Origin of the sequence: Flavipsychrobacter sp., from assembly GCA_041392855.1 — a bacterium.
Classification (GTDB): Bacteria; Bacteroidota; Bacteroidia; order Chitinophagales; family Chitinophagaceae; genus UBA5543.
Window position 1 is genome coordinate 1,063,405 of record JAWKLD010000001.1, and the last position, 26,726, is coordinate 1,090,130.

Below are 26,726 nucleotides of genomic sequence, written 5' to 3' on the forward strand. Positions count from 1 at the left end.
TCAATAAGTTTTCTAAAATTAAAATTATTGATCCGAATCAATAAGGCTATTACTCTTCTTACTCATACGTGCACGGGTGCGGCTTAGCGCTTCAGGTGTAAGACCAAGATAAGACGCGATCATATATTGAGGGATACGTTGTATTATTGGTTCACAGTCGTCTAAAAACTTTATGTAACGAGTCTCAGGCGTATCAAACTGAAAAGAAGAATTGCGGTTGGAAAGAAAAATAAACAAGTCCTCTGCTATCAACCTACCTATTTTCTCACATTCTGGAGAGTTACTATATAGATCTTGTAGCTCTTTATAATTAATGTCTACTACTGTGGTATCTTCCATGGTGGTAGTATACATTTTAGAAGCTGTTTGGGTCAAGAAACTTTCATATTCAGAATAGTAACAATTCTCATAAGCAAAAGCTGTAATAATCTCTTTACCATCAATAAGGTAATAACTACGCAACAAGCCACTACACACAAAAGAGACTGTGTTATATACCATGCCTGGCTTACAAATAGTGGTATTCTTGGTATAGGTTCTCACCACGCATTTTTCCACAAACCTTAACCATACCTCCTCTGGCAAGTCAGGTATTAACTGTAGCAGGTATTCCTTTATTTGACTTAACGCTTGCGACTGATCCATAAGTATAGAATGATAATCTAAATTACAAAAGCCTTACGAATTAACATTCCTTATAAAGCTTAATCAATATATTACGACATATGCTACTTACCAAGCACATAAAAAATATAGCGGTCATACTATTTATATTTTCTGCCAATAATATCTGCGCACAAGAAACACTGGTAAAGAATAGCTCAATAGACGATTCTTTAATTAATCAAAAAATAAAAGAGCTTAGGAATAGTATTGATGAATACGATAATGCTACGTTTGATTTTGGTAAAATAAATTATGCACCCGATAGTAGTTTCAAAATACTTACTATATATGGAGAAACTTGCGGGGCATATTGTCATAATACCTTCCAAACCTATATATACTACAAAAAAGGAGAAAAGATTATTGAATCTGATATACAAATGCCTCACCTATCTGAGATAACAGATATAATCAAGTTTAAAAATACAGATAGCACAACCGAATATTTAATTTTTGACAAGCGATATGTTCGTCCCAGAAGTGTAGAAACTGGTACGGAAGTTTCCTTTTCACATCTTGTATTCTTTAAAGGAGAACCAAAATTCAATGAGATCAACACATTCAATAAAGAAGGGGCATTGTTTAAAGAATTAAATGTCTACTTCTATTCATCTGAAAACATGTGTATGACCGGAGATGAATCTGAAACACCCAAAGGTGTACCACCTACTCTATCTTATCAGCCTAAAACCATGACTATCACCTATGAACATGCACAAATAAGTGAAGAACTTGACTATCCATGCAAGTATATTACCGGCACCTATAGATATACCAATGGTATATTTATAAACAATTAATTTTCATTAATAGCTATGAGTTTTAATGATATATTTCTATTATTGTTGAAACATTTAACAACTGACTATTATGAAAAAATCTATCCTATTCGTTGCCGCATTACTTGCTATAGGTTTCACGTCTTGCAAAAAAGACTACACTTGTGAGTGTAAAGAAACTAGCACTGGTACTATTCTTTCGTCAAGAACTATTAACAACACTAAAGCACTAGCTAAGACTGAGTGTGAAACATCAAACGTAGTAAGTTCTTCTGTTGGTGTTTCTTGCAATATCAAATAACTTATTTTTTTTAACGCATAAAAAAAGGAAGCTCATTTGAGCTTCCTTTTTGTTTATCGGTAAGATTCAGATTACTCTGATTCTACTTTGCTACCTTTTGATTTTGCAATTACCTCTTCTTCAATATTTCTTGGTGCTGGAGCGTAATGGCTGAATTCCATTACAGAAGACGCACGACCAGAAGATAAAGAACGAAGTTGTGTTACATAACCGAACATTTCACTTAATGGAACTTTCGCTTTGATAACCTGAGCGTTGTTACGAGTATCCATACCCTCAAGCATTGCACGACGACGGTTCAAGTCACCAGACACATCACCCATGTATTGGTCAGGAGTAATAACCTCTACTTTCATGATAGGCTCAAGAATTTGAGGTTTTGCTTTTCTACCTGCCTCACGGAAAGCACTCTTAGCACACAATTCGAATGCAACAGCATCTGAATCGACAGCGTGGAATGAACCATCAAACAAACGAACTTTCATGCTATCAACAGGATATCCTGCAAGAACACCAGTGCTCATTGATTGCTCAAAACCTTTCTGTACCGCAGGGATGAATTCCTTAGGAATAGAACCACCGACAATACTATTGATGAATTGGAATTTACCATTCTCTTCAACAGCTAAGAAGTCCTCATCAGCTGGTCCGATCTCAACTTGGATATCAGCGAATTTACCTTTACCACCAGTTTGCTTCTTATAAGTCTCACGGTGTGTAACCATATCTCTGAAAGACTCTTTGTAAGCCACCTGAGGAGCACCTTGGTTAACTTCTACTTTAAACTCACGACGCATACGGTCGATGATGATGTCTAAGTGAAGCTCACCCATACCACTCAAGATAGTTTGGCCAGTCTCTTCGTCAGTCTTAACACGTAGTGTTGGATCTTCCTCAACAAGTTTAGCGATAGCCATACCCATTTTATCAACGTCAGCTTGAGTTTTTGGCTCAACAGCTATCGAGATAACTGAATCAGGGATGAACATGTTCTCTAGGATGATCTGGTTGTTCTCATCACAAAGAGTATCACCTGTTTTGATATCTTTAAAACCTACTGCTGCACCAATATCACCCGCCATGATCTTATCAATTGGGTTTTGCTTGTTAGCGTGCATCTGCATGATACGGCTGATACGCTCTTTACGACCAGAACGCATATTGTATGTATAAGAACCTGCATCAAGCGTACCGCTGTAGCAACGGAAGAATGCTAGACGACCTACGAATGGGTCAGTCATGATCTTGAACGCAAGTGCTGAGAATGGCTCTTGTGGATCTGGCTTACGAGTAAGCGGCTCACCATTGATATCAGTACCGTTGATAGCCTCTACGTCTACTGGGCTAGGTAGGTAACGGATAACGCAGTCAAGAGCAGTTTGTACACCCTTATTCTTATATGCAGAACCACATAGCATTGGGATAATGCTTAGGTCGATAGTTGCTTTACGGATAGCTTCGTGGATCTCCTCTTCAGTGATCGTATCAGGATCGTCGAAGAATTTCTCCATTAGGTTATCATCATACTCAGCTACAGCTTCTACAAGCTCAGCACGGTATTGGTTAGCTTCGTCAACCATATCCGCAGGTATTTCACCTTCAGTATAAGTCATACCTTGAGTAGAATCGTCCCAAACCACAGATTTCATTGTGATCAAGTTAACGATACCTTTAAAATCATCTTCAGCACCAATTGGTAGTTGTAAAGGCACCGCTTTTGCACCCAACATATCACGTACTTGCTTAACCACCATTAGGAAGTCAGCACCGATACGGTCCATTTTGTTTACGAAACCGATACGTGGTACTCTATAACGGTTTGCTTGACGCCATACAGTCTCAGATTGAGGCTCAACACCATCAACCGCAGAGAACAAAGCTACAAGACCATCCAATACACGCATAGAACGCTCTACCTCTACAGTAAAGTCAACGTGACCCGGAGTATCGATTATATTGAATTTGTATTGTTGAGACTCATCAGTTGGCTGACCTTGTACAGTTGGGAAGTTCCAAAAACAAGTAGTAGCAGCAGAAGTAATAGTGATACCACGCTCTTGCTCTTGTGCCATCCAGTCCATGGTAGCAGCACCATCGTGCACCTCACCTATCTTGTGGTTTACACCTGTGTAATAAAGAATACGTTCTGTAGTTGTGGTTTTACCAGCATCAATGTGAGCTGCAATACCAAAGTTGCGCTGTAAGCGTAAGTCTGCCATTGTTCAGATATTGAGTTAAATTAAAAGATTCTATTATTTAAATGAGGTGCAAAGGTAATGATTTTATTAAAGGAAAAAACGACTTATTTAACTGTTTTATTTATATGTTCAAATGTATTGATGCTTCCTATTTGCATTAAATATATTATTATATATAACCATTTATTACATTTTAACTTTTTCTATAGCTAATACGCTTACCAGCAGGTGTTTTTAACACTTTTCTATCATTGATAGATAATATTTTTGTATAGATCAGAAATTGTGAACAGAAAATAGAACAAACATGAAACTAAAAATCATTCCAGTTGTCCTTACCGCTGCTATCACATCTATAGCAACAGTGTTTATAGCAGCTAAATTTCAAAACGATCCTATAATTGTACAACAGACTGAAAACCGTGCGCTACCGGTCAACTATGCTAAGTATTCAGGGAATACGGTAGCAGCAGCAGCCCCTATCGATTTTCAAGCTGCTGCAGAAGCTTCGGTAAGTGCTGTAGTTCATATTAAAACTCAGAAAAAGGGTAAATCTATAATAGCACAAGACCCAAGATTTGGAGATGACTTCTTTGGTCAGCTGTTTGGTAGAAGACAATATTATATACCACCACAAATGGGCTCGGGTTCAGGAGTTGTCATTTCTGAAAATGGCTACATTGTAACGAACAACCACGTTATATCAGACGCCGACGAAGTAAAAGTAACTTTCAATGATAGATATACAGCAGATGCCAAGCTGGTAGCTACAGACCCTGCTACGGATATTGCCATTCTTAAAGTAGAGGAAAATAACCTTCCATATATGGAATTTGGTAACTCCGACGATGTAAGGCTTGGCCAGTGGGTACTGGCTGTAGGCTATCCGCTTACGCTAGATGCTACCGTTACGGCGGGCATTGTAAGTGCGAAAGGCAGAGCTTTGGGTATTAACAGACGTCAATCTAGCCTTCCTGTGGAGTCTTTTATACAAACAGATGCTGCGGTAAACCCCGGCAATAGTGGCGGCGCTTTGGTAAACACCAGTGGCCAATTAATAGGTGTCAACTCTGCAATAGCCTCCCCTACAGGCTCTTATGCCGGTTACTCATATGCCATACCAGCCAATATAGTACGCAAAATAGCAGACGACCTTATTGAGTACGGTTCTGTACAAAGGGCATACTTAGGTATTAACTATGTAGACAGAAAGCATGCCTCTGAAGAGGTGGTTAGCAATTTGAAGCTAGACAAAGAAAACGGTGTATATGTAGCCAAAGTACTGGAAAACTCAGGTGCCGAGAAAGCAGGACTTAAAGAGGGCGACTTTATCGTTGACATCAACGGTGCGCCGATCAACACCTCACCTGAATTACAGGAACAAATTGCCCGATTTAAGCCAGGCGATAATATCAGCGTTGGATATGTAAGAAATGGGAAAAAGAAGGTAACATCAGTAGAACTAAGAAATATTAATGGTACTACCGAAATAATAAAGCAAAATGAGGTCTCAAAAATGCTTGGTGGCCAGTTCCGTACCGTAAACAATATTGAAAAAGACAAATATGGTTTGAAAAGCGGTGTGGTAGTTACAGATGTAGGGAACGGTATTTTAGCCAAACAAACTACAATGCCAAAAGGCTTTATCATATTGTCTATTAACGATATAGAAGTAAATAGTCCTGCTGATGTGCAAGAGATCATCTCTAAAAATGACAATGTAAAGATAGCAGGAATGGTGCCCGGCAATAGAGCTATGTTCTATTATGGTATCACCAATATCAAAAAGCTACAGAGTCTAGAACAATAACGAGATCAAACATATAACAACCATCCAGAGGCATATCTATAAAGGGTATGCCTCTTTAGTTACATATATACAAAAATACAGATACCATATACAGAGTATAAATAGTATTTTAGTTTTCATACTCTGTGTGTAACTATTTTCGCTATGAATTAGTAAAGCAATAGATTATGACTATTTTTGCAAGCCAAATTGATACTTGATAGTGAGACCCGTTTATATAACAAGAATATCAAAGTTTTTACCCAATGAGCCTATAGCGAATGATGAGATGGAGCAGGTGTTGGGTTATGTGAATAATAAACCTTCGAAGGCGCGTGCTATTGTGTTAAGAAACAACGGTATCAAAACACGTTATTACGCGTTCAAAGATGGTAAAAGCACCCATAAAAACTCAGAATTAACTGCAAATGCCATTAAGCTTTTGTTTGATGAGCAATTACCTATAGATAACCTACAGCTAATTACTGTAGGTACAACCTCTCCCGATCAGCTACTACCCTCTCATGCAGCTATGACTCATGGAGAGTTAGGTATACAAAATGTAGAACTCATCTCCTCATCAGGAGCTTGTTGCAGTAGTATACAAGGCATGAAATATGCCTACATGTCTATTGGCAGCGGGGAAACAGACTATGCTGTTAGTGCTGGTTCTGAAAAGATATCAACTTGGATGCACGCTTCTCGCTTTGAAGCAGAAGCAGAAAACCTAAAGCGATTGGAGGAAAACCCGATAATAGCTTTTGAAAAAGATTTTTTGAGATGGATGCTTAGTGATGGTGCAGGAGCTGCCCTCTTGCAGAGCGAACCTAATAAAGATAGTCTATCCCTAAAAATAGAATGGTTAGAGATCACCTCTTTTGCTAATGAGCTGGAAACTTGTATGTATGCCGGTGCTGTCAAAAATGAGGACACCTCACTGACAGGCTGGAACGACCATGCTATTGAAGAATGGGCGAATAATAGTGTATTCTCTCTAAAGCAGGATACCAAACTACTAGGTGCAAATGTAGTACCTAAAGGTGGTGTGTTCTTGAAAAAGCTAATGGAGAAACACAACCTCACTAGTGATGATATAGACTACTTCTTGCCACATATGTCGAGCGAGTTCTTCAAAAAACAAGTGGGCGAAGTAATGGCCTCTATTGGTTTGGAACTACCTGACGAGAAATGGTTCTACAACCTACCTAAAGTAGGTAATGTGGGAAGTGCTTCTCCTTTTATCATGATGGAGGAACTGTTCAATAGCGGTAGGCTGAAGAAAGGAGACAGAATATTAGTGATGGTACCTGAAAGTGCACGTTTCTCTTACGCTTATATCTACCTTACGGTTGTATAAATAACTGACAATTACTATCCCGATGAAGAAAAGCATACTTGTACTATACTATTCCCAATCGGGGCAGCTTGGAGATATACTCAATAACCTTACCGCTGATATTAAAGCAGAGGCGGATATTGATATTGTAAAGTATGAACCCGAGCAAGACTATCCTTTCCCTTGGAAGTCGGACAAGTTCTTCGATGCTATGCCTGAGTGTGTAGCGCGCGTACCTAGTCCTATAAAACCAATACCCCAAAACATACTGGATAAGGAATACGACTTGGTAATATTGGGTTATCAGCCTTGGTTCTTAAGTCCATCGCAGCCTACCACTTCTTTTCTGAAAAGCCAATATGCGAGCTTATTGAAAGGCAGACCTGTGGTGACGGTCATCGGTTGTAGGAACATGTGGCTGAACGGGCAAGAATGTGTGAAGGAAGATATTATCAATGCAGGTGGTAAACTGGTAGGCAACATTGTACTGATGGATACCCACCCAAACCTAGTGGCATTATTCACCATAATCCGTTGGGCATTCAAAGGACAGAAAGAAGCGTCGGGCATATTACCTGAGGCGGGTGTAAGTACAGAGGATATTGGTTTAGCTACAAGATTTGGGCAACCAATACTGGATCATCTGAATAACAACAAACTCGGCGAGCTGCAAGCGCATTTGCTAGACAAGGGCGCCATAACCATGAAGCCCGGACTAATAATACTAGAGCGAAGAGGCATTACCAATTTTAGAAAGTTTGCTAAATACATACGTGAGAAAGGTGGCCCCGGCGACCCTAATCGTAAAAGCAGAGTAAAGTTATTTCAACGCTTATTGATGCTAGGTATATTCGTACTCTCTCCCATCTCCAACCTTACGGCCTTTATACAGCTACAGCTACAGAAGCGCAACCTGATAAAAGACGTGGAATACTACAAAGGAATAGACTACGAAGAAGGACGATTGTAACCCTTACCTAGCGGGAATACCTTTTTCCTAACCACTCTCATATAAATAAAACCAGATAGCGCTACAAGTGCCAACAATGCCTCTGCCTTAAGTATTGCAAGTATTGTAATAGGTACAACTATTGACGCTACCTTCAAGAGCTTATCCGTTATTTTCAATTGGCTGGTCATTATTTCTATAGACATAAAGGAAACAAGTAAAGCTCCTAGTACAATACAGATAAGGTATATCTCCTGATAATTAGGCCAGTGCTGTATTCTAACCAACAAGGAAATAATAAATACAGACAAGTAGATATAAAATAAAAGGTGTGTAATACGTGGTATCTTTCTGATAAGGTTATTCATTTGCTTTATTAAATATTTTAGGTGTAACGTAAATTAGGTTAATAATGTTTAGCACTATAAAAATTGCAGCTATATAAAAGTACCTAACATTATGACCTGGAGCATTTATATATACAAGCAATGTTAATGGCAACATGAGAATAAATCCATACACTCCTTTCGTTTTCCCCTTGTTATTTAATTTTGACATCTTCCATACTTGATAAACAAAGCAAAAAAGTGTTATACTCATAGAAGTATAGAAGATTATCCCCCCAAATGGCCAATGTTGTATTTTAAAAGTTGCACCAAAAAACAATAATGGTATACTTAAAATCTGTAGAAATACTAATAACCATTTAGGCATAACAACATATATTTATTTACTCGCCATAGTAGGCTACCTCTTCCACCCCTTCACTATTTTTCATAGCACGGTACATACCTTTAGAGTTGAAGGAGAATAGTCCATTACCTTTAGCATCAACTGCTATCAGTCCACCTTCGCCACCTATTTTTAGCAGCTTGTCTTTTATCACTGTATCACAGGCTTCTTGAAGGCTTAGTCCTTTATACTCCATCAGGCAGCTCACATCATGAGCAACTACAGCTTGTATAAAAGGTTCTCCATGTCCTGTACAGCTTATAGCACAAGTGGCATTGTTGGCATAAGTACCCGCACCTATTACGGGGCTATCACCTATCCTACCAAAACGCTTGTTGGTCATCCCTCCGGTAGAAGTACCTGCGGCAAGATTACCTTCAGCATCGCAAGCAACGGCACCTACAGTACCAAACTTATGATCGTTAGGTGCACCTTTAAGGTTATCTCCTTTATGGTCTAATTGATAGCTATCGCTATGGCGTATTTCTAACCATTGATCGTAGCGCAGCTTATTGTAAAAATAATCGTCAGGCACTTGGTCGATACCACGAGACAAAGCAAACTCACTAGCGCCCTTTCCACTCAAGAATACATGCCCTGAATGTTCCATGACCTCTCTGGCAAGCGATATTGGGTTCTTGATATTACGCACACCAGCTATAGCACCTGCTGCAAGGTTCTTACCATTCATCAAAGCAGCATCCATTTCATTCACTCCTTTCTTAGTATACACAGCACCCTTACCTGCATTGAACAAAGGATTATCTTCCAGCTCTTTTATTGCTGCTTCCACTGCATCCATAGCAGCTCCCTTTTCTTCCAGTACTTTATACCCCGCGTCCAATGCCTTTTTCAAACCTTCGGTATAGGCTTGTTCCTCTTCTTTAGTCATCATTCCGGGATGAATATTCCCTGCACCACCATGTATTACCAGTGTTATTGCCATTGTATATTACTTAGTATTATTAATGCTTATTGTAAATATGCCGCGGTGATATAGTCACCATCGGTCTCTACTTCTATATGTTCTTGCAAAGTAGTGGCTACGGTATGCCCTACAATATCTGGGGTGATGGGGAATGATTTATGCTTACGGTCTACCAGCACTGCTATAAAAACTTTCTTCAGTTTATAGTTGAGTAGCGGTCTTAATGCGTAGAGCAATGTTCTGCCTGAATTAGCTACGTCATCCACTAGTATCACGGCTTTTTCAGAAAGATCTTCACCTATAACTATTTCTTCTGCCAAAGGTTCTTTCTTGTTCATCTTCACGATAATGACCCTAACCTTTATTGGCGATATCTCTTCCAGTCTGCGTGCCAAACTGCGCGCTACTGTAGCCCCGCTACCTTCTATGCCCAATAGGGTCACTTCCTGCTCATTGCTAAAGTTTTCCCATACTTGGTAGGCCATGCGTTGCATCTTCCAGTTGATGCGCTCTTTATCTAGTATCAGTACTTGTTTCTTTTTCATATTCCTTTAGTTTGACCTTATGGCAACTACGGGATTGAGCCTAGATGCCGTACGTGCCGGAATGAAACCCGAAAGTACGCCGACAATTGCGGAAATGCCAATACCTATAAAAATGTTTTTGAAAGACAATATTGTAGGGAAATCGAAACCATAGGTAAGCAAGACACCCAACAGTAGTACAATAGCAATACCTATAAGCCCACCTGTAATGCATAAGGTCACCGCCTCTATCAAAAACTCCAGGAGTATACTTTGCGAACGTGCTCCTATCGCCTTTTTCAAGCCTATCATTTTGGTACGCTCCTTAACCGTAACAAACATAATATTAGCAATACCAAAAGCCCCTACAATAAGAGAAAAGCCTCCTATTACACCACCAATGAGGTTGATAACACCAAAGACATCATCTATCCTCTCGGACACTTGGCTTAGTTTATTGATGGCAAAATTGTTCTTCTCGCCGGGTTTCACTTTTCTTATAGCCCTGAGCGCACCTTCTGCCTCCAGCTGCATATCATCTACATTTACCCCATCGCGCGCCTTTACCATTATCAGAGGGTCGTTGTTCCAGTTGAGCGAAGAAGTGTTGACCAGCGATTTTGCTGTGTTGAAGGAATAGATAACTGCATTGTCGAAATTGAAGCCCGCCATATTCTGCCCCGAACGTTTGAGGATGCCTACCACGGCAAACTTCCTACCCATAAAGGTGACAGACTTATTGATAGCACCACTACTACCTCTGAACAATCGCTCATATACCTCTGCGCCAATAACAGCAACATTGACCCCGCCATCTATTTCAGAAAAGCTGAGGTACCTGCCCTGTGCTATATCTACGGTTTGTATCTTATCAAAGTTATTGGTGACCGCATAGCCTACCGTGCCCGATAGTTCTTGGTCTTTGTATTTTACGGTTACCCCCTTGGAGTAAGACAGTGCAGCATATTCCACACCATGTACTTTTTCTCTGATGGCATTCAGCTCTCTTTGAGATAAGGGTTGTCTTCTCAAATACTCCCACCATTTATATTCCCCGTTCTCCGCCATCCAAGGTTTGCGATTGATGTAAAGCACATCGCTACCCAAGCTCGCCATATTGTCTCTTATATTATTCTGCATACTCTCCAGCACAGTGAGTACGGAGATTATACAGAAGATACCTATAGTGATGCCTAAAAGAGAAAGGAATGTACGCAGTTTATTGGCCTTTAGTTCTCTAAAGGCTTGTACAACACTAGTACCTATTATCTGCGCAAAATGATTCATTGATACGCAAATTTAATGTTTACTGACGAGGATAAAATATAATTAATTATCTACAGCTTTAACATTTCTCTTCCTCCTGCCTTTCCATGTATAAAATGTGGCGCCAAGCTGAAACTGAAACGCTTGAAAAGACTGTGTATACCGCACAGGTGCCGACTGCCATGAGTGCCCCAAGAAATCGGTGGTCTTGGTAATATACCCCACATTAAGATCGGGAGCACCTGTGTAGAACACACCACCAGTAAATCCAAATATCTTTGACAACCTTTTATTGACCCGCAGACCTACACTCCAAAAAACGGTAGTAGGGCTATTACTTCTCAACACACGAACTTCGTCTGTATAGTTACTATTAAGTCTTTTGCGACTATAGTTCATGATATCATCCGAACCGCCGTAGATCAATACACCTGATTTAACTGTGGGCATTAGCTCTACATATTTTGTTTTGAAAAGGCCTGCTACCTCCAGTGATAATTGATGTATGCCTATCTCATTTGTTATGTTATACTTATTAATGCGTGTATAATGCTGTGCATCATCAAAAATGGTATAGGCCTGACTGGCAACCCTGTCTGTAAGGATAAGTATTGATGTAGGCTCATAGTTAAAACCCACATACCAGTTTTTCTTCAACGGTATGGCCAACGACATGTTTACGCCATGACCATTGTATCCCTGACCGTAGAAAAAGTTATTGTTGCGAAAAGCATGGGTATTGCCCAATAGTGAAGTGTGCAGATATCCAAACCTGAAGTACACTGGTGTTTCCTTACTTGTTTTTGCTACAGATAATAATGGGATAACCAGCAGCAATATCAATAAACGTTTCATTAGTTAGCTACATTTATAGATGAGGTATGTGCTTCTATATAGCGACCATCGGCCAGCTGTATATTGATAGTGTAGATATATTCCCCACTCGTTGCCGGTCTTTTAATACCCAATATATCAAATACACCTTTACCGTTCAGTTCTTCGGCAGTGGGCATTAGGAAAAATTCATTCAGCTCAGCACCTCCGGGATTTCTATCGTCATAAGGTTTGTTGGCAGATATATAGTAATGTACTATCGAGTCTTTGTACCTATTGGGTGCTATATCGTAACGACAAGTGGTAGCATAGGCAGCAGGAAATAAAATATTCGTCTCCGGCTTTTTATAGCATAGCACTGTAGAGGTCTTTAAAGTCACCCTTAGCAGCAAAGCATCTCCATATACAGGCTCCTTATCATAGATAGCTCTTTCTACACTGTCTTCATTGTTGTAGGCTAGTATGCTAGTACCATTCAGCACTATGCATGCATTGTTATCCTTACCATTGTTGTAATATTTACCGCAGCCGCAACAACCGGAGAGCATTAATAGTGTAGGAAAAAGCAGCATTACTGCAAACTGAGTATTAGATTTTCTATACATAGGGTTAAGCATTTACTAATGAAGATGATCCACTAACATAAATGGTTTAGGTAAAACATAGAAACAAACATAATGCCAAATGAGGGCAATATCCTCCAAACGATACAATTTTATCCAACAGTTAATAGGCAAACTCAATACATGGTGTTTTACCGAAACCTTACCTTTGCACACAAATAGATAATTCTCTTGAGATACGCCTTACGCTTTCTGCTCAACAATAAGGTACTTAACTACAAAGAGTTCAGATACTTTTTAAGTACACGTTTCTTTCTGCTGTTGTCGCTCAATATGCAGATGACCATTGTGGCATATATGGCGTTCAAGCTCACTAAAGACCCGCTTACGCTGGGCATGATTGGCTTGTGGGAAGTAATACCCGCTATAGGGTTCTCCTTATTCTCCGGGCATTTTGTAGACCAGCGCGAGAAACGCAATATGATGCTATACTGCATCGTTGGGTTTACGCTACTCTCTGTGTTTTACTTCCTACTGTCGCTACCCTCTTTTTTAGATACGGTAGGCACTCAATATACCGTATGGCTTATTTATTTGGGTGTGTTCATAGGTGGGGCGATACGTGCCTTTGGTAGCCCGTCCAACTTTGCACTCTTTGCACTACTGATACCTAAGCGACTATATGCTAACGGCAGCACATGGAGCAGTACGGCTTGGCAGCTAGGCGCAGTTGTAGGTCCGTTGTTAGGAGGTTTGGCTATTGCTTATATTGGTTTTAGCTGGAGCTTGGCTGCAGTATTCGGGTTCAAGTTGATAGCGTTGTTCTTGGTGAGCCGTATCAAACGCAAGCCTATCATGAAACAAACTAAAGAGCCTGTATTCAAGAGCTTGAAAGAAGGATTGAGCTTTGTGTTCAACACACAAATAATACTGGCGGCATTGGCACTGGATATGTTTGCCGTACTCTTTGGTGGTGCGGTAGCCTTACTACCTGTATATGCCGACGAGATATTACAAGTGGGCGAAGTGGGCTATGGATGGTTGCGCGCCTCACAGGGCATTGGTGCCATACTCATGTTGTTCATACTATCCTTTGTGCCACTGAAGAAGAACGCAGGTATCAAACTCTTGTTTGCTGTAGCAGGTTTTGGGATAACGACCATCATCTTCGGCTTGTCCAACATCTTTATCCTTTCCTTTGGCATGTTATTACTAGGTGGCATGTTCGATGCTATAAGTGTGGTAATACGTGGCACTATACTGCAACTATACACCCCCGATGCTATGCGCGGACGTGTAGCTGCAGTAAGTACTATGTTCATCTCCTCCAGCAACGAGTTGGGTGCAGCCGAGAGTGGCTTTACTGCCAAGCTAATGGGCACGGTCACCGCCGTAGTATTTGGTGGCTGTATGACATTAGGCGTAGTAGGCATTACTTACTTCAAAGCGCCTAAGCTACGCCAGCTGCGTATGGATGGGAAGTAGTATATTTACTATTGTGCACAATACAATGCTTCATGAAAAAAGCAATTGCTTATATAACCCTTAAGTACTTCTTGTTTTTCCTTTTCATCAACATTTTAAGAGGACAAGTTGCTGTAGACGAGTTACGTAGCTTAGACAACCTACCAAGTCTTGCCTACTATTTTTTTATTCTTGCTTTTATACCAATAATCGTACTTCTAGTACTATCTTTTCCTATTCACTTATCGTTTAGGATAAAACACGTTGTAGGATTTTTAGTAGCCAACCTCATCCTTTTACTGGTAGACATCTATATCTATATATTCTTCACGTCACAAAACCTAAAAGACATCAACGGTGTTTATCTTTTGGTAATCAGTTGCTTTACATTTTTTCTATTTTTCCGTACAGCTATCAAAGCAAAATATAAGGCTACCTACAGGCAATGAAAGAGAGTATTGAGAAAAAACTAAAACACCTTTGCAACTGGTGCACTAGCATACTAGAGTATTTAGAAACCAAGTACGACGACCCTCCTCTTTTTGAAGAACAGAAGAGCATCTTTGTTTATGAGCAGGCGAAAAATACGTTACAGAATAAAAATGGCACTCCAAGTGAGTGGTTAAGAGGTTATCAAGAAGCGCAGAACGACCTACATACAATGGCTAAACTTTGCCTTACTAAAGAACAGTACGAAGAACTAAACGCCATACTAAAAGAGCAATACAATGTAAATATCCACGACATCTCTAATGCTAAGAAGGCAAAAAGAATACTAAAAAGAGGGACTATAAAAAACGATACAGAATTCAGGCTAGTAAACGACCTAGTAGACGAGCTATGCCAATCAGATGGTGACCCTACCCTTATTGAGCAGTATAACCAACTGTTATTCACTTACGAAAAAAGTAAAATGTAAATCTACCTACCCCAACAACTATCAGTACAGCTTTTATTTGGCGAAGTTCCTCATGTATGAAGACGAGTTATAGACTTATAAATTCAACTTTGCTGTTGCGCGATACGTGTTATCCCCTTTGCTCGACTTAGAGGTATAAATAATTTCTAAGACATCAGCATTGAATGTACCTGAACCCGACACGGTATAATTGACCACATTAGCACTCTGACCAAACTCCCTTATTTGCAACACGGTTTCAGGCATAGTAACGGTACGCTTATCACAATCGAATATTAGTTGCGGAAACTCGAAATTAACGCTATTCGTAATATCAAACACCACCACTTCAGTAGTTGGCAAATGTCTTAGCACCAAGTTATTGACAACAAAAGTATTGTTGATATAGTACCCCATCTCCGTATCGGCAAATAGCACCTTCGTATCTCCCTGTATGGTAGTTTCTATTTTTTCTGCATTGTTTACGATAAGGGAAGCACAGTCGGTCAAAGCACCGGAAACGTTTAGCGTTACCTCATAGCTTCTTGTTTTTCCGCTGGTAGATGTGCCTTCTATCTTTATAGGGTAGTTACCGTTGGCAGGCAGTTTGGAGTCTACCGTCATCACGGTATTGAAACTAGGAATACCACCATTGGGCGTGAAGTAGACAGACACCCCTTTAGGCATACCTGTTGCTTTTAGGTTGATCAGCTCTTGCTCCCCCTTATTGGTAAACTGTACGATCAATGGAAACTCTTTTTTCTCCCGAAGTGTAATATTCATATTTTGAATACCATTGATAATATAACTACTATCCACTACTACAGATACATTGGATGTAGGATTGGATGGCTCTTTGGTACAAGCCGACAAGAAGATCGTAATACTCAAAAGGAGCAGATAGGCGTTTCTCATATATAGGTTTTTAGTACTAATTATCCATAAATGTATAGAAACCTACTTTCTTTTTCAAAACAACCTTAACACCCTCTTATAGTATCACACCATAGCTTTGCAACTACATGAACCTACTACACACATTACTGCTATTACTAACCACCAGCCTATTCACCAGCGCCAATGCTTGCTCTGTATTCTACTATATAGACAAGGCTACGGGCAAGATATATGTGGCCAACAACGAAGACTATTTCTTTGACGTGAACGCCTATATACAAATAGAGCCTGCTACTAAAGACAAGCTCGCCAACCTCTGGTATGGGTGGGACAAATTTGCACAAGGAGGCATCAACGAAGCTGGGCTATTCTTCGACGGAGCAGTTACGCCCGAGCAATCAGTTCCTAAAGGGCATAAAAACAAAAAAGGGAATTTGGGTAGAGACCTATTGGCTACCTGCCACAATGTAACAGAGGCACTCCATTTGCTTGAAGAACGCAACATCATACTCAACAATGCACACATGATGCTGGGCGATAGTACAGGAAATGCTGTAGTGGTAGAATGGCTGGATGGCGTGAAGACCATAACGACCATTAAAGACAACCGCCTAGTGATGACCAACTTCTTACTTGCCGACACCACACAGGGCAACTACCCCTGCTACAGGTACAACAGCATAATAGACAAGATGAACGCCGCCGAAGGAAAGGACAGCCTAAGCTTTTTGGAAGTGAGCAATTTCTTAAGCGGTGCAGCACAACCGCCCAACTCCGTAGAGGGCAAAACAGGGGGCACACTCTACTCTACCTTCATCAACATTAGCGATATGAAACTGGTACTGGTATACCAACTAGATAATAAGAAGGTAACAAAACTAGACCTCAAAAAAACATTTGCACAGGGTAAAAGAAGAAAGATACCGTTGAAGTAATACCTTTACATAATGGCAGAAATACAGAAGAACAACCCGCTACACGGCATTACCCTACTCATGATGCTGGAGCAACTGGTAGACCGTTTTGGTTTTGAAGAGCTGGGCAACCGCATCAATATCCGCTGCTTCAGGTACGACCCCAGTATAAAATCGAGCCTCACCTTCCTGCGCAAAACACCTTGGGCACGCAAACAGGTGGAAGACCTGTATCTACTGATGATAACGGAAGATTAAAACAACACATTAGGCACTACAAAGTGTAAAGCTGATAAGGTATAACAGTCCACCTGCTAAGAGACTATACATACCCCATGCTCTTAACTCCCACTTCTTGGAGGTGCTGATAAAAGACAACACAAAAAGCAGCAGACCAAATAGAAGTATCAGCAAGGGAAAGTTTCTGAAAAACAGCCAAGTATTACTCATGCTGTAAGATATAACAAAGCCAAGAAGAAAAGCTTTATCTTAGTAGTAGATGAAACAATACCTTTCCTTACTCTCCTTTTTGATCATTAGCATTGCCACAACTGCACAACCAGTAGAACAACAAGAGGAGACCACCACATGGAGATACCACAACACACCTTATATATTCAAGGCAAAGGTGCTCACCAAAAACCTTTTCGAGAAGGAAGGCAATATCGAATACATCTATGAGCTTCAGGTAACGAAATGGTATAGAGGAAAAAAACAGTCTTCTAAAGTAATAGGTACTACTCAAGCCATTGGCCTTGGTCCGTGTACTATTCTGGGCAATATTAAAGAAATGCCTATCAACCCAAGTTTGAGGTTAAATAACACCTATCTATTTTATGCTGATGACGAGCATTATTTGTACGGAAAAGACACCTTTGATCTTTGGATAGAAAAAGACATTGTACAAGAACCTGTGCCAATTGACAGCATAACTGCCAGCAACAACAAGCTACTCAAAAAGCAACTAGACAGTATAAGCAAGGCTGATGATTTCTACTTCGTCTATCTGGAAACATTACCCCCAACAGCCTACCAACCTAATAGCTATTTTGACCTGGACACAACGCTGATCAATAAATATGAAGGTAAAGAACATCATGATGATATAGTTACAAAACTATATTTCTCCTTCTCTCACGATTGTCTTTCGGAGAAAACGGTTTACCACCACGACACTGCCTTTCTTAACCAAATGGATCGCTTAAGACTACAAGGTGGCTATTATGAGCTATATACCAGTGAAGGCAAACTTATGAGCAAAGGAGGCTTTGCCAACGATAAGCCCAATGGCATATGGGAATACTATGAGGATAATAGACATAGCAGAGATAGCATTGTAGGTAAGTATACCGATGGGCTTAGAGATAGCATATGGGTGACCACCTCTTATTTTAAAGACGACAGCGGGCGCATTAAGAACACAGCCATACCTAACAGTAAAGTTCTAAAACAGTACGAGCAAGGCATACACACGCTATGGACAAAAAGCTTTTTTGAAGGAAAGCTAAAGCGCGAATACACGCCTGTAGGAGATGGTAGTAACAACTGGGCGGAAAAAAGATACAATGAAAATGGAGCACTATCTTACCTAAGCACTTACGACCCACCTAAAAAAAATGAAGACTATGGCATAATGCATAGAGGAAAAGAAATAGCACCATTTTTATCTTACGACCATAAAGGTGACCTCTCTGAAAAAAGAACGATGGATGATAAAGGAGTAATTACCTACCAATCCTTCTCCTATGAAAACCAAACATTATCTTATGAAACCAAACGATATAAAGACTCCGTCATATACCTCAAACAGTGCTACCCTAACGGCAACATACAACATGAAACCACATCACCATACAAAGGCAAACAAATAACCTATAAGGGATATTACGAAAGCGGCGAACTGAAAACACTACAGGTAAAAAACAAAAAGACCAATATAAGCACCTTCAAGCTCTATTATAAAAATGGCAAGCTGAAGAGAAAGGGACATGTATACCTAAAACAAGAAACAGGCACATGGAAAGAATATGATAAGAACGGCAAACGTACTAAGCAATGGAAAGGCAAGACTAAAAAAGAAATAGACGCCAATAAGACCCCATAAAATAAAAAACAACCCAACAACTATCTTTACTATCGTGACCATTGCCACTACAGAACGACTACTGATAAACACTTGGCAACAAACGGATATTCCGCACTACGCTGCACTTGTGTCTAACCCCGAGGTGATGCGTTATATAGGTGATGGGCACACCCCTACCTACGAAGAAGCGAAAGCCTATGTGCTTAAGTCGATGAAGAGCTATGAGGATAATGGTTGGTCGCGCTTTCCTATTTTCCTGAAAGAGACCGAAGAGCTTATTGGCTTCTGTGGCTACATGGCTATAGATAACCGTATAGATTTTGGGTGGCGACTAGCCCAACAACACTGGGGCAAGGGCTATGCTACCGAAGCAGCCAAGGCTGTGCTAAAGCTAGGCATCAACCTATTTCACTTCCCCGAAATAACCTGTGTGGTGTACCAGGAGAACATCGCCTCCATACGTGTGATAGAAAAGCTAGGCATCCCCTTCGATAAAGACATTACTCTCAACGGCAACCAAGCTAAGCAGTATGTACTAATTGGTACATGATAGTGGTAGTAAGTACATCTACTCCTACACTCCAGAAACAATAATAATCTAGTTTTCACGTATTAGTAGTAACTATTACGATATGAAAAGCTACTACTTAAGTCTTATATGGCTAAGCACTACAATACTTTTTTCTTGCAATAAGCAACAAAGTACAACACCTACAAAAGATAACAGCTATAAACTAACATGCGACGCAAGCATCATAAGTGTTAGCAGCTTTGACACAGCACAGTTCTTTGTGAATATTACCCAACAAAACTTCGGCATTGCTCCAAAAAAAGTTAACCTATATACTAAAGACTTACCTGAAAACGTTATCGTAGATTTCTCAACAAAAGAAGAAGTAAGTTCCTATATAAGTCGTGCTACTATTAAACTTATAAATGCAAAACCAGGCGCCTACTCTATAAAAATAATGGCTGGCACCGAAGGCTACCTTCCTCATGAGTTTCCAATACAGCTAAACGTAGTAAAACCTGTTCCCTTCTATGGTTGTAAAAATTGGTTTTATGAAAAAATGGTACATGGCTCAATCCACATTTATGATGAAAACGACATGCAGATTGGCGATGTCGCTATTCAAAATGACAGAAAAGAGAACTTCATGTATATGCGCAACCTTATCTTAGATCGTATAAACGGTAAAAACATATACGCAGATAGCAGCAAAAACTTCTTTGGGGTGTGGGTAGGTTGTTATGAGAAAAATATTTGTTTGTCAACAACAACCCTTTACAATTCAGGCACATCTCCATCAACTAAGTATTATTGCCGTTACTTAAACTTAGGAACAATAGACTATAAGAATAAAAAATACGAGATGACGTATACGTCTCAAAACATGGATAACAAGGTTGAAAAAGTATTTAAAATAAAAGGAGAACTCCGTTTTTAAAGCCATAACTACCTCTAAAACACAACAGCAATTAGTTACAGCAGCATGACAAAGAAGACAAGAAGAAAACCGTATCTTGTTATTGTATGAAACGCTACCTACCTATACTACTACTAGCTACAGTACTGCTCCATGCCTGTACTAAGAAAGAAGAACCACAAGTACAAACAGTGCCCCACCATACCTACCTAGGCGGCTGGCACTATTTAGAAGGATGGATAGAATACTACGAGTACGACAACCCCTTGGTTTTCAAAAAAAAGGAATGGGTAGCATTAGACAGTGTTTTTATCAATAAAATAAACGCAGACAGCATACAAATAGATTTTACAGGTTACTATAAAGACAACTTACCCTTGACCAGAGCTACTAATAACGATAGCACTATTACCAATTCTATTTACTACAACTATACCAACAGCTCTGTTAAAGAGTATTATTGCCGTCTATACTTAGACACTACTACTCATAAGATAAAGTATAAGCACTCCTTTTACATAAGCAGCAAATACACAAAGACTACAGTGCGATTGTATAACCTTTGGGAAAAATAGCACACTATAACGCCTATACAGAGCTATAAAAATACATTTTCACAAAAAGGATAAATAATTGTATTTTTGTTGTTATTATTTAATAACAATAAAAACACCTATCCGTGAAAACAGAAAATGAACAACACAAAGGCTTTCTTCAGCGACTAGACATCAAAACCATTAAAGACAACGTAGACAAGCTGCTAGACAGTATGCCCTACAAAGAGCGCAACAGTCTCTTCATCATCAAAGATGGCAACCAGTGGATGGAAGACGCCCACAACATGCCCATACCCACCATGCTCTTTAGCGAGCTGTGGCACGAGGGAGAGCTCTGCATCCTATTTGCCGATACCAACGTGGGCAAGAGCATACTCGCCGTGCAGATAGCCGATAGCATCAGCAAGGGTATGCCCATCATGGGGATGAAGCTGGAAGCAAAAGCACAACCGGTGGTCTACTTCGATTTCGAGTTGTTTCAAAAGCAGTTTGAAGCCCGCTACAGTATCGACTACCAAAAGCACTATCGGTTTCATAACAACTTCTACCGTGCCGAACTGCACCCCGATATGGAGCTGATGAATGGCTGTAGAACCTTTGAGGAATGCCTTATGATGTCCCTAGAAGCTGCTGTGCAGGAAACAGGGGCTAAGGTATTGGTGATAGACAACCTCACCTATCTGCGCCACGAGACCGAGCAGGCACGCGATGCCCTACCCCTTATGAAAGAACTCAAGGCCTTCAAGCTGCGCTTCTCCCTCAGCATACTGGCACTGGCACACACCCCCAAGCGCGACCAGAGCAAACCCATTGGCCGCAACGACCTACAGGGCAGCAAAATGCTCATCAACTTTTGCGATAGTAGCTTCTGCATAGGCGAGAGCAACAAGACACAGGGCATGCGCTATATAAAACAGATAAAAGCCCGCAATACCGAAATAGTGTACCACAGCGAGAATGTACTGCTCTGCATTGTAGAAAAGCCCAGCAACTTCCTACAGTTTGCCATAATGGGCACGGGCGAGGAACGGGAACACCTAAAAACCAAAACCGACGACAGCGACAAAGCTTACCTCATACAACGGTGTAAGGAAATGACTGAGGAGGGATGGAGCCAAAGGCATATTGCGAGTGAGTTGGGGGTAGGATTAGCTACCGTAAATAGATACCTCAAAGCATCATAACCCGTTTCATGTTCCACCTGTTCTGGCACCTTATATGCTGGAACAGTGGAACACTATTTATAGCGAAACTTGTATTATGTATGATAAATACTATTTTGTATGAAGAAAACCATACCATGAATAACCAACAAAGACATAAAGCATCTGTACAGCAAACTATATATTACTTAAATACCTATTATAGTGATTGGAGACTAACCAAACTACTCAGTCTTGAAAAAATGCTCAATGAACGATATACATTTTTCAATGACATAAAACATAATGTAAAACAACATGACGATGAAAATGGAGATGCTACAATAGCTCAAGAAATAAAAAATGGGATATATTTTGATGCTATTGCCACTTGTATACAGTATGTAGAAGATTTATTTGCATTATTAAATGCATCTCAAAAACCAGACTACTTTATAAAAGAAATATTGACGTATAACCCAAGTGACATTTCAAAGTTTATTGATAAACTTATTATTACTAAAGAACGACTTGGCGAGCTATTTCATTATCCTACAGAGTTTGGTAATAATACTACTAAAGAAACAATAACAGAAATAAACAAATCAACTAAAATACTAGAACAACTAATATTAGATAGTTTGGATTTTTATAAAAAACATAAATTCAAGTATAACAAATATAAACATGGTTTATCTGTTGCTTTAAGACCTTTGGGAAAAAAAATTATTGCAGAGAATGTTGAAAAAGATAAAAACAATAATCATAAACCATACTTACTTGCTTTTGATAGCTATAATTTAGAAAAAGCAAAAAAAAGAGGTGGCTTTAGCGGAAAACTTGTTATGATTCCATTTTTAACCGATGAAATTAGACCTTTTGCCCAAGACTTAGAGAAAGAAGATAATTTGTTAAGATCTGTACCAATAGAAGAAATAAACGACATGGACTTTTTTCAATTTACAGAACTTGGATATAAAGTCAGCACTTGTTTGAAAATATTTATACATAACTATACTTATCATATTGATTATAGGACTAAACAAAAGAAATTCCAATTACCACAAGGACATAAAACAAGAGAGGTATTACAAGGTGAGTATACAATTGATTAATGTTCCATGTTCCACCGGTACAACTCCTATGCGTATTGAAACAGTGGAACAAAGAAAACAATGCAGTATATCATGAATAAAATATTCCATTATGCAAAGAAAGCATGGAGAGACCCCGTTTTCAGCAAAATTATAGCAGCAGTTATAATAACTCTAGCAGGTGGACTTTTTCTCTACATAAAAGAACATATAGGCGGTAAGACTATAAAAGAATTTATAAAGTTATTTTATCAAAACACAAGTACTAACAACACTTTACTATCTATATTAATAGTTATAACTATTACAGCAATATTTTCTTTTATAAAAACAATATTTACAAAAAGTCAACACATAAATGGAACAAGTAACGTAATCAACGATGAGGAAATAAAGGAAGAAGAAAGGTTGATAATAAATTATGATGCAAAGCATTTTTTCGCAGAAAGATTAGGATTAGCATTTCCTGGTAAAAGAGGCTTGCATTGGTATAATAACCCCAATGAAATAATAAAAAAGTTAGAAATTTTATTGAGGCAACCATTAGAAGCAACTAATAAAGATGAAATTGAAAAGGTTACATACTCTCCAATATGGTGGTTTAGAGGCAGACTAAGTATGTATATCGATAGTTTTAAAAGAATTGGCACAAAAACATGCTTACTAAATAATATAGAACTATGCATTAAAAGGATTGCAGTGAATATTAATAATAACCCTGACTACAACTATATTTACTTAGAATGCTCTCCCCAAAAAGAAACAGGCATAAACCCGAGATATAGTAATAATATTATCAAAGAAGATATAGACCTGTTTGGTTTTTGTCAAGAGGAATATGCATTACATAATAATAAGTTAATAACATGTGCTGAATTTGAAGACGGTGCTTATGAAAGAAAAGGAAAACACATATTAATACCTACTAAAGAAGGTGAACGTAGGATTCGTTATTTAACAAGCTTTAATTTTATAATAACATTTCACCATTCAAAACTAAATATTAGGCATGATAAAGAAACAGAGTTTCAAGAACTCATGAACGATGTTAACTACAATAAAAAATCAACAGAAGATCTATTTACTTTTTTTGAAACTATACTAAAATCATAACACACCCCCATACTACCATACCCCAATACAGCATATCACACAATACCACACTCATACTTTGAGCCCCCGCATCGCAGTGCGGGGTGACACACAGTGAAAACACTACTCCCCTTTTCCCGCATAATACCGTACATTTACAACTGAAAATATTAAAGCGTTATTGCTTTAGTCTTGTCATTGAAAACTGGTAATTATCAAGAGACGCAGGACAAAGTAAGGACGCTCACGCTAAGGCGTGGGCTCTCTTATTCGTGTCTCGGGTATACCAGTACCTCAATGGCGGTAAGTTGAGTTCCACGTCCTTTTTGTTTGGGGTGGTCTCGGCTATCAATCATGATAAACGTTGAAAACCATCAGCTATATGACTAAAATCACCACCCGCTTTGCGGGTTTCGCCTACACCGCCACGCAGCTATCAGCCTATGCACGCACTATGGATGTATTTGTCATAGCCCTGCGTACGGGTGAGATCATCGAGCATCGTCCCGAGAACGCCTTTACCTTTCAAGTATGGCTCAACTTTCACCACATCCGCAACATAGAGCAAGAGTGGCTACCACAGTAAGTAAGCACCATCAATGCCCGTCATGTCGAATAAAAGCTTGTCATGTCGAGAGAAACGAGACATCTCCTTAATGAGTAGGTAAGCAGCTTGCAAATGCTCAGGAGATTGCTCACCCTAAAGGGATTCGAAATGACGGAAAAGTACCACAGTTTGGCAGCACAGTAGCACCTAGACCCATCAGCGATGCAAAGAAAATTTGGCTGTCATTAAATTTTCTGGTCTTTTCTTTCGTTCTTTCATCGGACAAGCAAAGAAAGGACAGGCAACACCTGAGACTACCTAAACGCTTATCTATTATATTTACCGAATGAAGACCTTCGGTAAAAAATCATTCCTATTATACGTCATTATATCATTAGCTATAACGCTTATCCCGCTTTACATGACCATTATTGGCAAGCTAGACACATGGGTACTGCTGCTTATACCTTTAAATATTGCCGTAGTAGGCTATGGTGCTTACCTTACTTATATTGTGATAACCATTAGCGATCATGAGTTGTGCGTGGAGCTGCCATTCCGAAAGAAGAAAACAACCTACTTTATGAACGATATACAGGTAGTCACCTTCGATGTGTATAAGGACGATTCCAATAAAACACAGAAAAAAATGACCGTTCAAAAGAAAGACAATACAGAAGACACCTACAACCTATCCGGCTTTTTCTTCGAGCGTGTTTGGTTGCAAAAAGAACTAAGTAAACACGTAGATATTCTATAAGCCACCCACCCCCAGTAGCCGCGAGTTATTATAATGACATTGCCCATACAAAAAAGCGGGGCTTGTGCCGTATCTTTAAGATATACCTATCAACTGCCGATATGAAAAACCTTATAGCACCTCTGCTACTCTTGCTGCTACTGCTATCTTCTTGCAAAAAAAAGGAAGAGATAACGCAACCTGCTGTAGACAATAACTATAGTATCACCACCTACCAAAAGGTGTTGGCAAAGATATATAGCGTCAGAAAGTTTGAGCTATCGGTGAATCATACCAGCTTTAGCAACCCAAATAAAGTTTCGATATCTATAGAAGGGCTGCCCGACGGTGTTTCGGCAAGTATATCTAAAAACAATGAGCTGCCTCCCTTCGATGCCGTCATCTCTCTAACGGTAAAATACGTAAAGCCAGGGAGCTACCCTTTCAAACTAATAGGAAAAACAGAAGGACACCTGCCCAAAGAAGCAGACGTTGTTTTAGTAGTAGATAGTTCTTCAGAGGCAAATTGTGTCTTTAGGTTTGGCACAGACTATGGCAAAACTGTAGGCACCTACAACGAAGCAGGAGAGCATATTAGCGACTACCCCGACATTACTTTTGGGCCAAGCTATCCATCCAATTTATTCTTTCTGTACGTAGTATTAAGTCGTAGTACCAACAATAAAAACTACTACACCGATGGCAGAAACCTTACCAGTTTTGCACTCGACTGTAACAATGCCACAATCTCTCTGGCTGAAAGAAAAGTAGCAGGCACCTACCTGCACAGCCCTGTATTAACGCATAGCATAAAGGGAGCAGGAACAATAGATTTTGCCAACAACACATTTACACTACCCTACGAGTCCACAGATTTAAGTACGGGCACAACGCAAAAATTTGTCATAAGAGGTACCATTAATTTCGAGTTCGAATAATCCTCTGCAAGACTATAAAACAGATCATTGAGACTGCTTCGTGCCTAGCGGTGACTTATAAGGCCC

General features: G+C 39.6%; 30 protein-coding genes. 20 read left to right on the plus strand and 10 right to left on the minus strand.

The window, feature by feature from the left end:
- Nucleotides 1–24: 24 nt before the first annotated feature.
- Nucleotides 25–645 (minus strand): Crp/Fnr family transcriptional regulator, encoded by a 621-nt coding sequence (locus R2800_05120; protein ID MEZ5016413.1) that lies wholly within the window; start codon nt 643–645, stop codon nt 25–27.
- A gap of 80 nt (nt 646–725) precedes the next feature.
- Here R2800_05120 and R2800_05125 point away from each other — a divergent pair, with 80 nt between their 5' ends.
- Nucleotides 726–1,466, plus strand: coding sequence for a hypothetical protein (locus tag R2800_05125; protein ID MEZ5016414.1), 741 nt, complete (start codon nt 726–728; stop codon nt 1,464–1,466).
- Nucleotides 1,467–1,536: 70 nt separating this feature from the next.
- Nucleotides 1,537–1,746 (plus strand): hypothetical protein, encoded by a 210-nt coding sequence (locus tag R2800_05130; protein MEZ5016415.1) that lies wholly within the window; start codon nt 1,537–1,539, stop codon nt 1,744–1,746.
- Nucleotides 1,747–1,817: 71 nt separating this feature from the next.
- On the opposite strand, the gene fusA is transcribed toward R2800_05130, so the two are convergent.
- Nucleotides 1,818–3,965 carry an elongation factor G gene (fusA, locus tag R2800_05135; GenBank protein MEZ5016416.1) on the minus strand — a complete coding sequence of 716 codons (2,148 nt, stop codon included), beginning with the start codon at nt 3,963–3,965 and terminating at the stop codon, nt 1,818–1,820.
- Nucleotides 3,966–4,251: 286 nt separating this feature from the next.
- Between fusA and R2800_05140 the strand changes: the two genes are divergently transcribed.
- From R2800_05140 to R2800_05150, 3 genes are all read left to right on the plus strand, one after another.
- On the plus strand, nt 4,252–5,754 hold the full coding sequence (locus R2800_05140; GenBank protein MEZ5016417.1) for a trypsin-like peptidase domain-containing protein: 1,503 nt from the start codon (nt 4,252–4,254) through the stop codon (nt 5,752–5,754).
- Between the two features lie 202 nt (nt 5,755–5,956).
- Nucleotides 5,957–7,090 carry a beta-ketoacyl-ACP synthase III gene (locus R2800_05145; GenBank protein MEZ5016418.1) on the plus strand — a complete coding sequence of 378 codons (1,134 nt, stop codon included), beginning with the start codon at nt 5,957–5,959 and terminating at the stop codon, nt 7,088–7,090.
- A 22-nt stretch (nt 7,091–7,112) separates the two neighbouring features.
- Nucleotides 7,113–8,039, plus strand: coding sequence for a hypothetical protein (locus R2800_05150; GenBank protein MEZ5016419.1), 927 nt, complete (start codon nt 7,113–7,115; stop codon nt 8,037–8,039).
- On the opposite strand, the gene R2800_05155 is transcribed toward R2800_05150, so the two are convergent.
- The 6 genes from R2800_05155 to R2800_05180 all read right to left on the minus strand — a co-directional run bounded on the left by R2800_05155 (nt 8,018) and on the right by R2800_05180 (nt 12,907).
- On the minus strand, nt 8,018–8,386 hold the full coding sequence (locus R2800_05155; protein MEZ5016420.1) for a hypothetical protein: 369 nt from the start codon (nt 8,384–8,386) through the stop codon (nt 8,018–8,020). The genes R2800_05150 and R2800_05155 overlap by 22 nt on opposite strands.
- Nucleotides 8,387–8,748: 362 nt before the next feature.
- A complete protein-coding gene (locus R2800_05160; protein MEZ5016421.1) occupies nt 8,749–9,696 on the minus strand; it encodes an isoaspartyl peptidase/L-asparaginase in 948 nt (315 codons plus the stop codon).
- 26 nt (nt 9,697–9,722) lie between these two features.
- The gene (locus tag R2800_05165) at nt 9,723–10,223 is read right to left on the minus strand and encodes a phosphoribosyltransferase family protein (GenBank protein ID MEZ5016422.1); all 501 of its coding nucleotides are present in this window, start codon (nt 10,221–10,223) and stop codon (nt 9,723–9,725) included.
- A 6-nt stretch (nt 10,224–10,229) separates the two neighbouring features.
- Nucleotides 10,230–11,489: an ABC transporter permease gene (locus tag R2800_05170; protein ID MEZ5016423.1), complete on the minus strand. Its 1,260-nt coding sequence runs from the start codon at nt 11,487–11,489 to the stop codon at nt 10,230–10,232.
- A gap of 42 nt (nt 11,490–11,531) precedes the next feature.
- Nucleotides 11,532–12,323 (minus strand): hypothetical protein, encoded by a 792-nt coding sequence (locus tag R2800_05175; protein MEZ5016424.1) that lies wholly within the window; start codon nt 12,321–12,323, stop codon nt 11,532–11,534.
- Nucleotides 12,323–12,907: a hypothetical protein gene (locus R2800_05180; GenBank protein MEZ5016425.1), complete on the minus strand. Its 585-nt coding sequence runs from the start codon at nt 12,905–12,907 to the stop codon at nt 12,323–12,325. Before R2800_05180 ends, R2800_05175 begins: the two co-directional genes overlap by 1 nt.
- Before the next feature lie 189 nt (nt 12,908–13,096).
- Here R2800_05180 and R2800_05185 point away from each other — a divergent pair, with 189 nt between their 5' ends.
- The 3 genes from R2800_05185 to R2800_05195 are packed head-to-tail and all read left to right on the plus strand — an operon-like array spanning nt 13,097 to nt 15,248.
- Nucleotides 13,097–14,350, plus strand: coding sequence for an MFS transporter (locus R2800_05185; GenBank protein MEZ5016426.1), 1,254 nt, complete (start codon nt 13,097–13,099; stop codon nt 14,348–14,350).
- Between the two features lie 32 nt (nt 14,351–14,382).
- A complete protein-coding gene (locus R2800_05190; protein ID MEZ5016427.1) occupies nt 14,383–14,778 on the plus strand; it encodes a hypothetical protein in 396 nt (131 codons plus the stop codon).
- Entirely contained in the window at nt 14,775–15,248 is a 474-nt protein-coding gene (locus tag R2800_05195) for a hypothetical protein (GenBank protein MEZ5016428.1), read from the plus strand. The genes R2800_05190 and R2800_05195 overlap by 4 nt, the downstream gene beginning before the upstream one ends.
- A 75-nt stretch (nt 15,249–15,323) precedes the next feature.
- On the opposite strand, the gene R2800_05200 is transcribed toward R2800_05195, so the two are convergent.
- Nucleotides 15,324–16,142 carry a hypothetical protein gene (locus tag R2800_05200; protein MEZ5016429.1) on the minus strand — a complete coding sequence of 273 codons (819 nt, stop codon included), beginning with the start codon at nt 16,140–16,142 and terminating at the stop codon, nt 15,324–15,326.
- 107 nt (nt 16,143–16,249) lie between these two features.
- On the opposite strand from R2800_05200, the gene R2800_05205 reads away from it, so the two are divergent.
- Nucleotides 16,250–17,059: a carcinine hydrolase/isopenicillin-N N-acyltransferase family protein gene (locus tag R2800_05205; protein ID MEZ5016430.1), complete on the plus strand. Its 810-nt coding sequence runs from the start codon at nt 16,250–16,252 to the stop codon at nt 17,057–17,059.
- A gap of 12 nt (nt 17,060–17,071) precedes the next feature.
- Nucleotides 17,072–17,296 (plus strand): VF530 family protein, encoded by a 225-nt coding sequence (locus tag R2800_05210; GenBank protein MEZ5016431.1) that lies wholly within the window; start codon nt 17,072–17,074, stop codon nt 17,294–17,296.
- Nucleotides 17,297–17,305: 9 nt separating this feature from the next.
- On the opposite strand, the gene R2800_05215 is transcribed toward R2800_05210, so the two are convergent.
- Nucleotides 17,306–17,488, minus strand: a complete 183-nt coding sequence (locus R2800_05215) for a hypothetical protein (GenBank protein MEZ5016432.1) — start codon at nt 17,486–17,488, stop codon at nt 17,306–17,308.
- 49 nt (nt 17,489–17,537) lie between these two features.
- Between R2800_05215 and R2800_05220 the strand changes: the two genes are divergently transcribed.
- The 10 genes from R2800_05220 to R2800_05265 all read left to right on the plus strand — a co-directional run bounded on the left by R2800_05220 (nt 17,538) and on the right by R2800_05265 (nt 26,660).
- Nucleotides 17,538–19,142 (plus strand): hypothetical protein, encoded by a 1,605-nt coding sequence (locus R2800_05220; GenBank protein ID MEZ5016433.1) that lies wholly within the window; start codon nt 17,538–17,540, stop codon nt 19,140–19,142.
- 34 nt (nt 19,143–19,176) lie between these two features.
- Nucleotides 19,177–19,674: a GNAT family N-acetyltransferase gene (locus R2800_05225; protein MEZ5016434.1), complete on the plus strand. Its 498-nt coding sequence runs from the start codon at nt 19,177–19,179 to the stop codon at nt 19,672–19,674.
- A gap of 82 nt (nt 19,675–19,756) precedes the next feature.
- Nucleotides 19,757–20,572, plus strand: a complete 816-nt coding sequence (locus R2800_05230; GenBank protein ID MEZ5016435.1) for a hypothetical protein — start codon at nt 19,757–19,759, stop codon at nt 20,570–20,572.
- Nucleotides 20,573–20,658: 86 nt separating this feature from the next.
- On the plus strand, nt 20,659–21,126 hold the full coding sequence (locus R2800_05235) for a hypothetical protein (GenBank protein ID MEZ5016436.1): 468 nt from the start codon (nt 20,659–20,661) through the stop codon (nt 21,124–21,126).
- Between the two features lie 104 nt (nt 21,127–21,230).
- Nucleotides 21,231–22,292 carry an AAA family ATPase gene (locus R2800_05240; GenBank protein ID MEZ5016437.1) on the plus strand — a complete coding sequence of 354 codons (1,062 nt, stop codon included), beginning with the start codon at nt 21,231–21,233 and terminating at the stop codon, nt 22,290–22,292.
- An 80-nt stretch (nt 22,293–22,372) separates the two neighbouring features.
- The gene (locus tag R2800_05245) at nt 22,373–23,365 is read left to right on the plus strand and encodes a hypothetical protein (GenBank protein MEZ5016438.1); all 993 of its coding nucleotides are present in this window, start codon (nt 22,373–22,375) and stop codon (nt 23,363–23,365) included.
- Nucleotides 23,366–23,437: 72 nt separating this feature from the next.
- On the plus strand, nt 23,438–24,457 hold the full coding sequence (locus R2800_05250) for a hypothetical protein (protein MEZ5016439.1): 1,020 nt from the start codon (nt 23,438–23,440) through the stop codon (nt 24,455–24,457).
- Between the two features lie 361 nt (nt 24,458–24,818).
- Entirely contained in the window at nt 24,819–25,022 is a 204-nt protein-coding gene (locus R2800_05255; GenBank protein ID MEZ5016440.1) for a hypothetical protein, read from the plus strand.
- A 307-nt stretch (nt 25,023–25,329) separates the two neighbouring features.
- Nucleotides 25,330–25,743: a hypothetical protein gene (locus tag R2800_05260; GenBank protein ID MEZ5016441.1), complete on the plus strand. Its 414-nt coding sequence runs from the start codon at nt 25,330–25,332 to the stop codon at nt 25,741–25,743.
- A 101-nt stretch (nt 25,744–25,844) separates the two neighbouring features.
- Nucleotides 25,845–26,660, plus strand: coding sequence for a hypothetical protein (locus tag R2800_05265; GenBank protein ID MEZ5016442.1), 816 nt, complete (start codon nt 25,845–25,847; stop codon nt 26,658–26,660).
- Nucleotides 26,661–26,726: the final 66 nt, after the last annotated feature.

What these genes read in the sequence shown, in the direction of transcription:
- R2800_05165 (MEZ5016422.1), bottom strand. Translation starts at nt 10,223, where the DNA reads ATGAAAAAGAAACAAGTACTGATACTAGATAAAGAGCGCATCAACTGG.
- R2800_05140 (MEZ5016417.1), top strand. Translation starts at nt 4,252, where the DNA reads ATGAAACTAAAAATCATTCCAGTTGTCCTTACCGCTGCTATCACATCT.
- R2800_05260 (MEZ5016441.1), top strand. Translation starts at nt 25,330, where the DNA reads ATGAAGACCTTCGGTAAAAAATCATTCCTATTATACGTCATTATATCA.
- R2800_05250 (MEZ5016439.1), top strand. Translation starts at nt 23,438, where the DNA reads ATGAATAAAATATTCCATTATGCAAAGAAAGCATGGAGAGACCCCGTT.
- R2800_05195 (MEZ5016428.1), top strand. Translation starts at nt 14,775, where the DNA reads ATGAAAGAGAGTATTGAGAAAAAACTAAAACACCTTTGCAACTGGTGC.
- R2800_05265 (MEZ5016442.1), top strand. Translation starts at nt 25,845, where the DNA reads ATGAAAAACCTTATAGCACCTCTGCTACTCTTGCTGCTACTGCTATCT.
- R2800_05220 (MEZ5016433.1), top strand. Translation starts at nt 17,538, where the DNA reads ATGAAACAATACCTTTCCTTACTCTCCTTTTTGATCATTAGCATTGCC.
- R2800_05150 (MEZ5016419.1), top strand. Translation starts at nt 7,113, where the DNA reads ATGAAGAAAAGCATACTTGTACTATACTATTCCCAATCGGGGCAGCTT.
- R2800_05235 (MEZ5016436.1), top strand. Translation starts at nt 20,659, where the DNA reads ATGAAACGCTACCTACCTATACTACTACTAGCTACAGTACTGCTCCAT.
- R2800_05170 (MEZ5016423.1), bottom strand. Translation starts at nt 11,489, where the DNA reads ATGAATCATTTTGCGCAGATAATAGGTACTAGTGTTGTACAAGCCTTT.
- R2800_05120 (MEZ5016413.1), bottom strand. Translation starts at nt 645, where the DNA reads ATGGATCAGTCGCAAGCGTTAAGTCAAATAAAGGAATACCTGCTACAG.
- R2800_05125 (MEZ5016414.1), top strand. Translation starts at nt 726, where the DNA reads ATGCTACTTACCAAGCACATAAAAAATATAGCGGTCATACTATTTATA.
- R2800_05230 (MEZ5016435.1), top strand. Translation starts at nt 19,757, where the DNA reads ATGAAAAGCTACTACTTAAGTCTTATATGGCTAAGCACTACAATACTT.
- R2800_05245 (MEZ5016438.1), top strand. Translation starts at nt 22,373, where the DNA reads ATGATAAATACTATTTTGTATGAAGAAAACCATACCATGAATAACCAA.
- R2800_05255 (MEZ5016440.1), top strand. Translation starts at nt 24,819, where the DNA reads ATGACTAAAATCACCACCCGCTTTGCGGGTTTCGCCTACACCGCCACG.
- R2800_05190 (MEZ5016427.1), top strand. Translation starts at nt 14,383, where the DNA reads ATGAAAAAAGCAATTGCTTATATAACCCTTAAGTACTTCTTGTTTTTC.
- R2800_05175 (MEZ5016424.1), bottom strand. Translation starts at nt 12,323, where the DNA reads ATGAAACGTTTATTGATATTGCTGCTGGTTATCCCATTATTATCTGTA.
- R2800_05180 (MEZ5016425.1), bottom strand. Translation starts at nt 12,907, where the DNA reads ATGTATAGAAAATCTAATACTCAGTTTGCAGTAATGCTGCTTTTTCCT.
- R2800_05210 (MEZ5016431.1), top strand. Translation starts at nt 17,072, where the DNA reads ATGGCAGAAATACAGAAGAACAACCCGCTACACGGCATTACCCTACTC.
- R2800_05200 (MEZ5016429.1), bottom strand. Translation starts at nt 16,142, where the DNA reads ATGAGAAACGCCTATCTGCTCCTTTTGAGTATTACGATCTTCTTGTCG.
- R2800_05160 (MEZ5016421.1), bottom strand. Translation starts at nt 9,696, where the DNA reads ATGGCAATAACACTGGTAATACATGGTGGTGCAGGGAATATTCATCCC.
- R2800_05215 (MEZ5016432.1), bottom strand. Translation starts at nt 17,488, where the DNA reads ATGAGTAATACTTGGCTGTTTTTCAGAAACTTTCCCTTGCTGATACTT.
- R2800_05155 (MEZ5016420.1), bottom strand. Translation starts at nt 8,386, where the DNA reads ATGAATAACCTTATCAGAAAGATACCACGTATTACACACCTTTTATTT.
- fusA (MEZ5016416.1), bottom strand. Translation starts at nt 3,965, where the DNA reads ATGGCAGACTTACGCTTACAGCGCAACTTTGGTATTGCAGCTCACATT.
- R2800_05205 (MEZ5016430.1), top strand. Translation starts at nt 16,250, where the DNA reads ATGAACCTACTACACACATTACTGCTATTACTAACCACCAGCCTATTC.
- R2800_05130 (MEZ5016415.1), top strand. Translation starts at nt 1,537, where the DNA reads ATGAAAAAATCTATCCTATTCGTTGCCGCATTACTTGCTATAGGTTTC.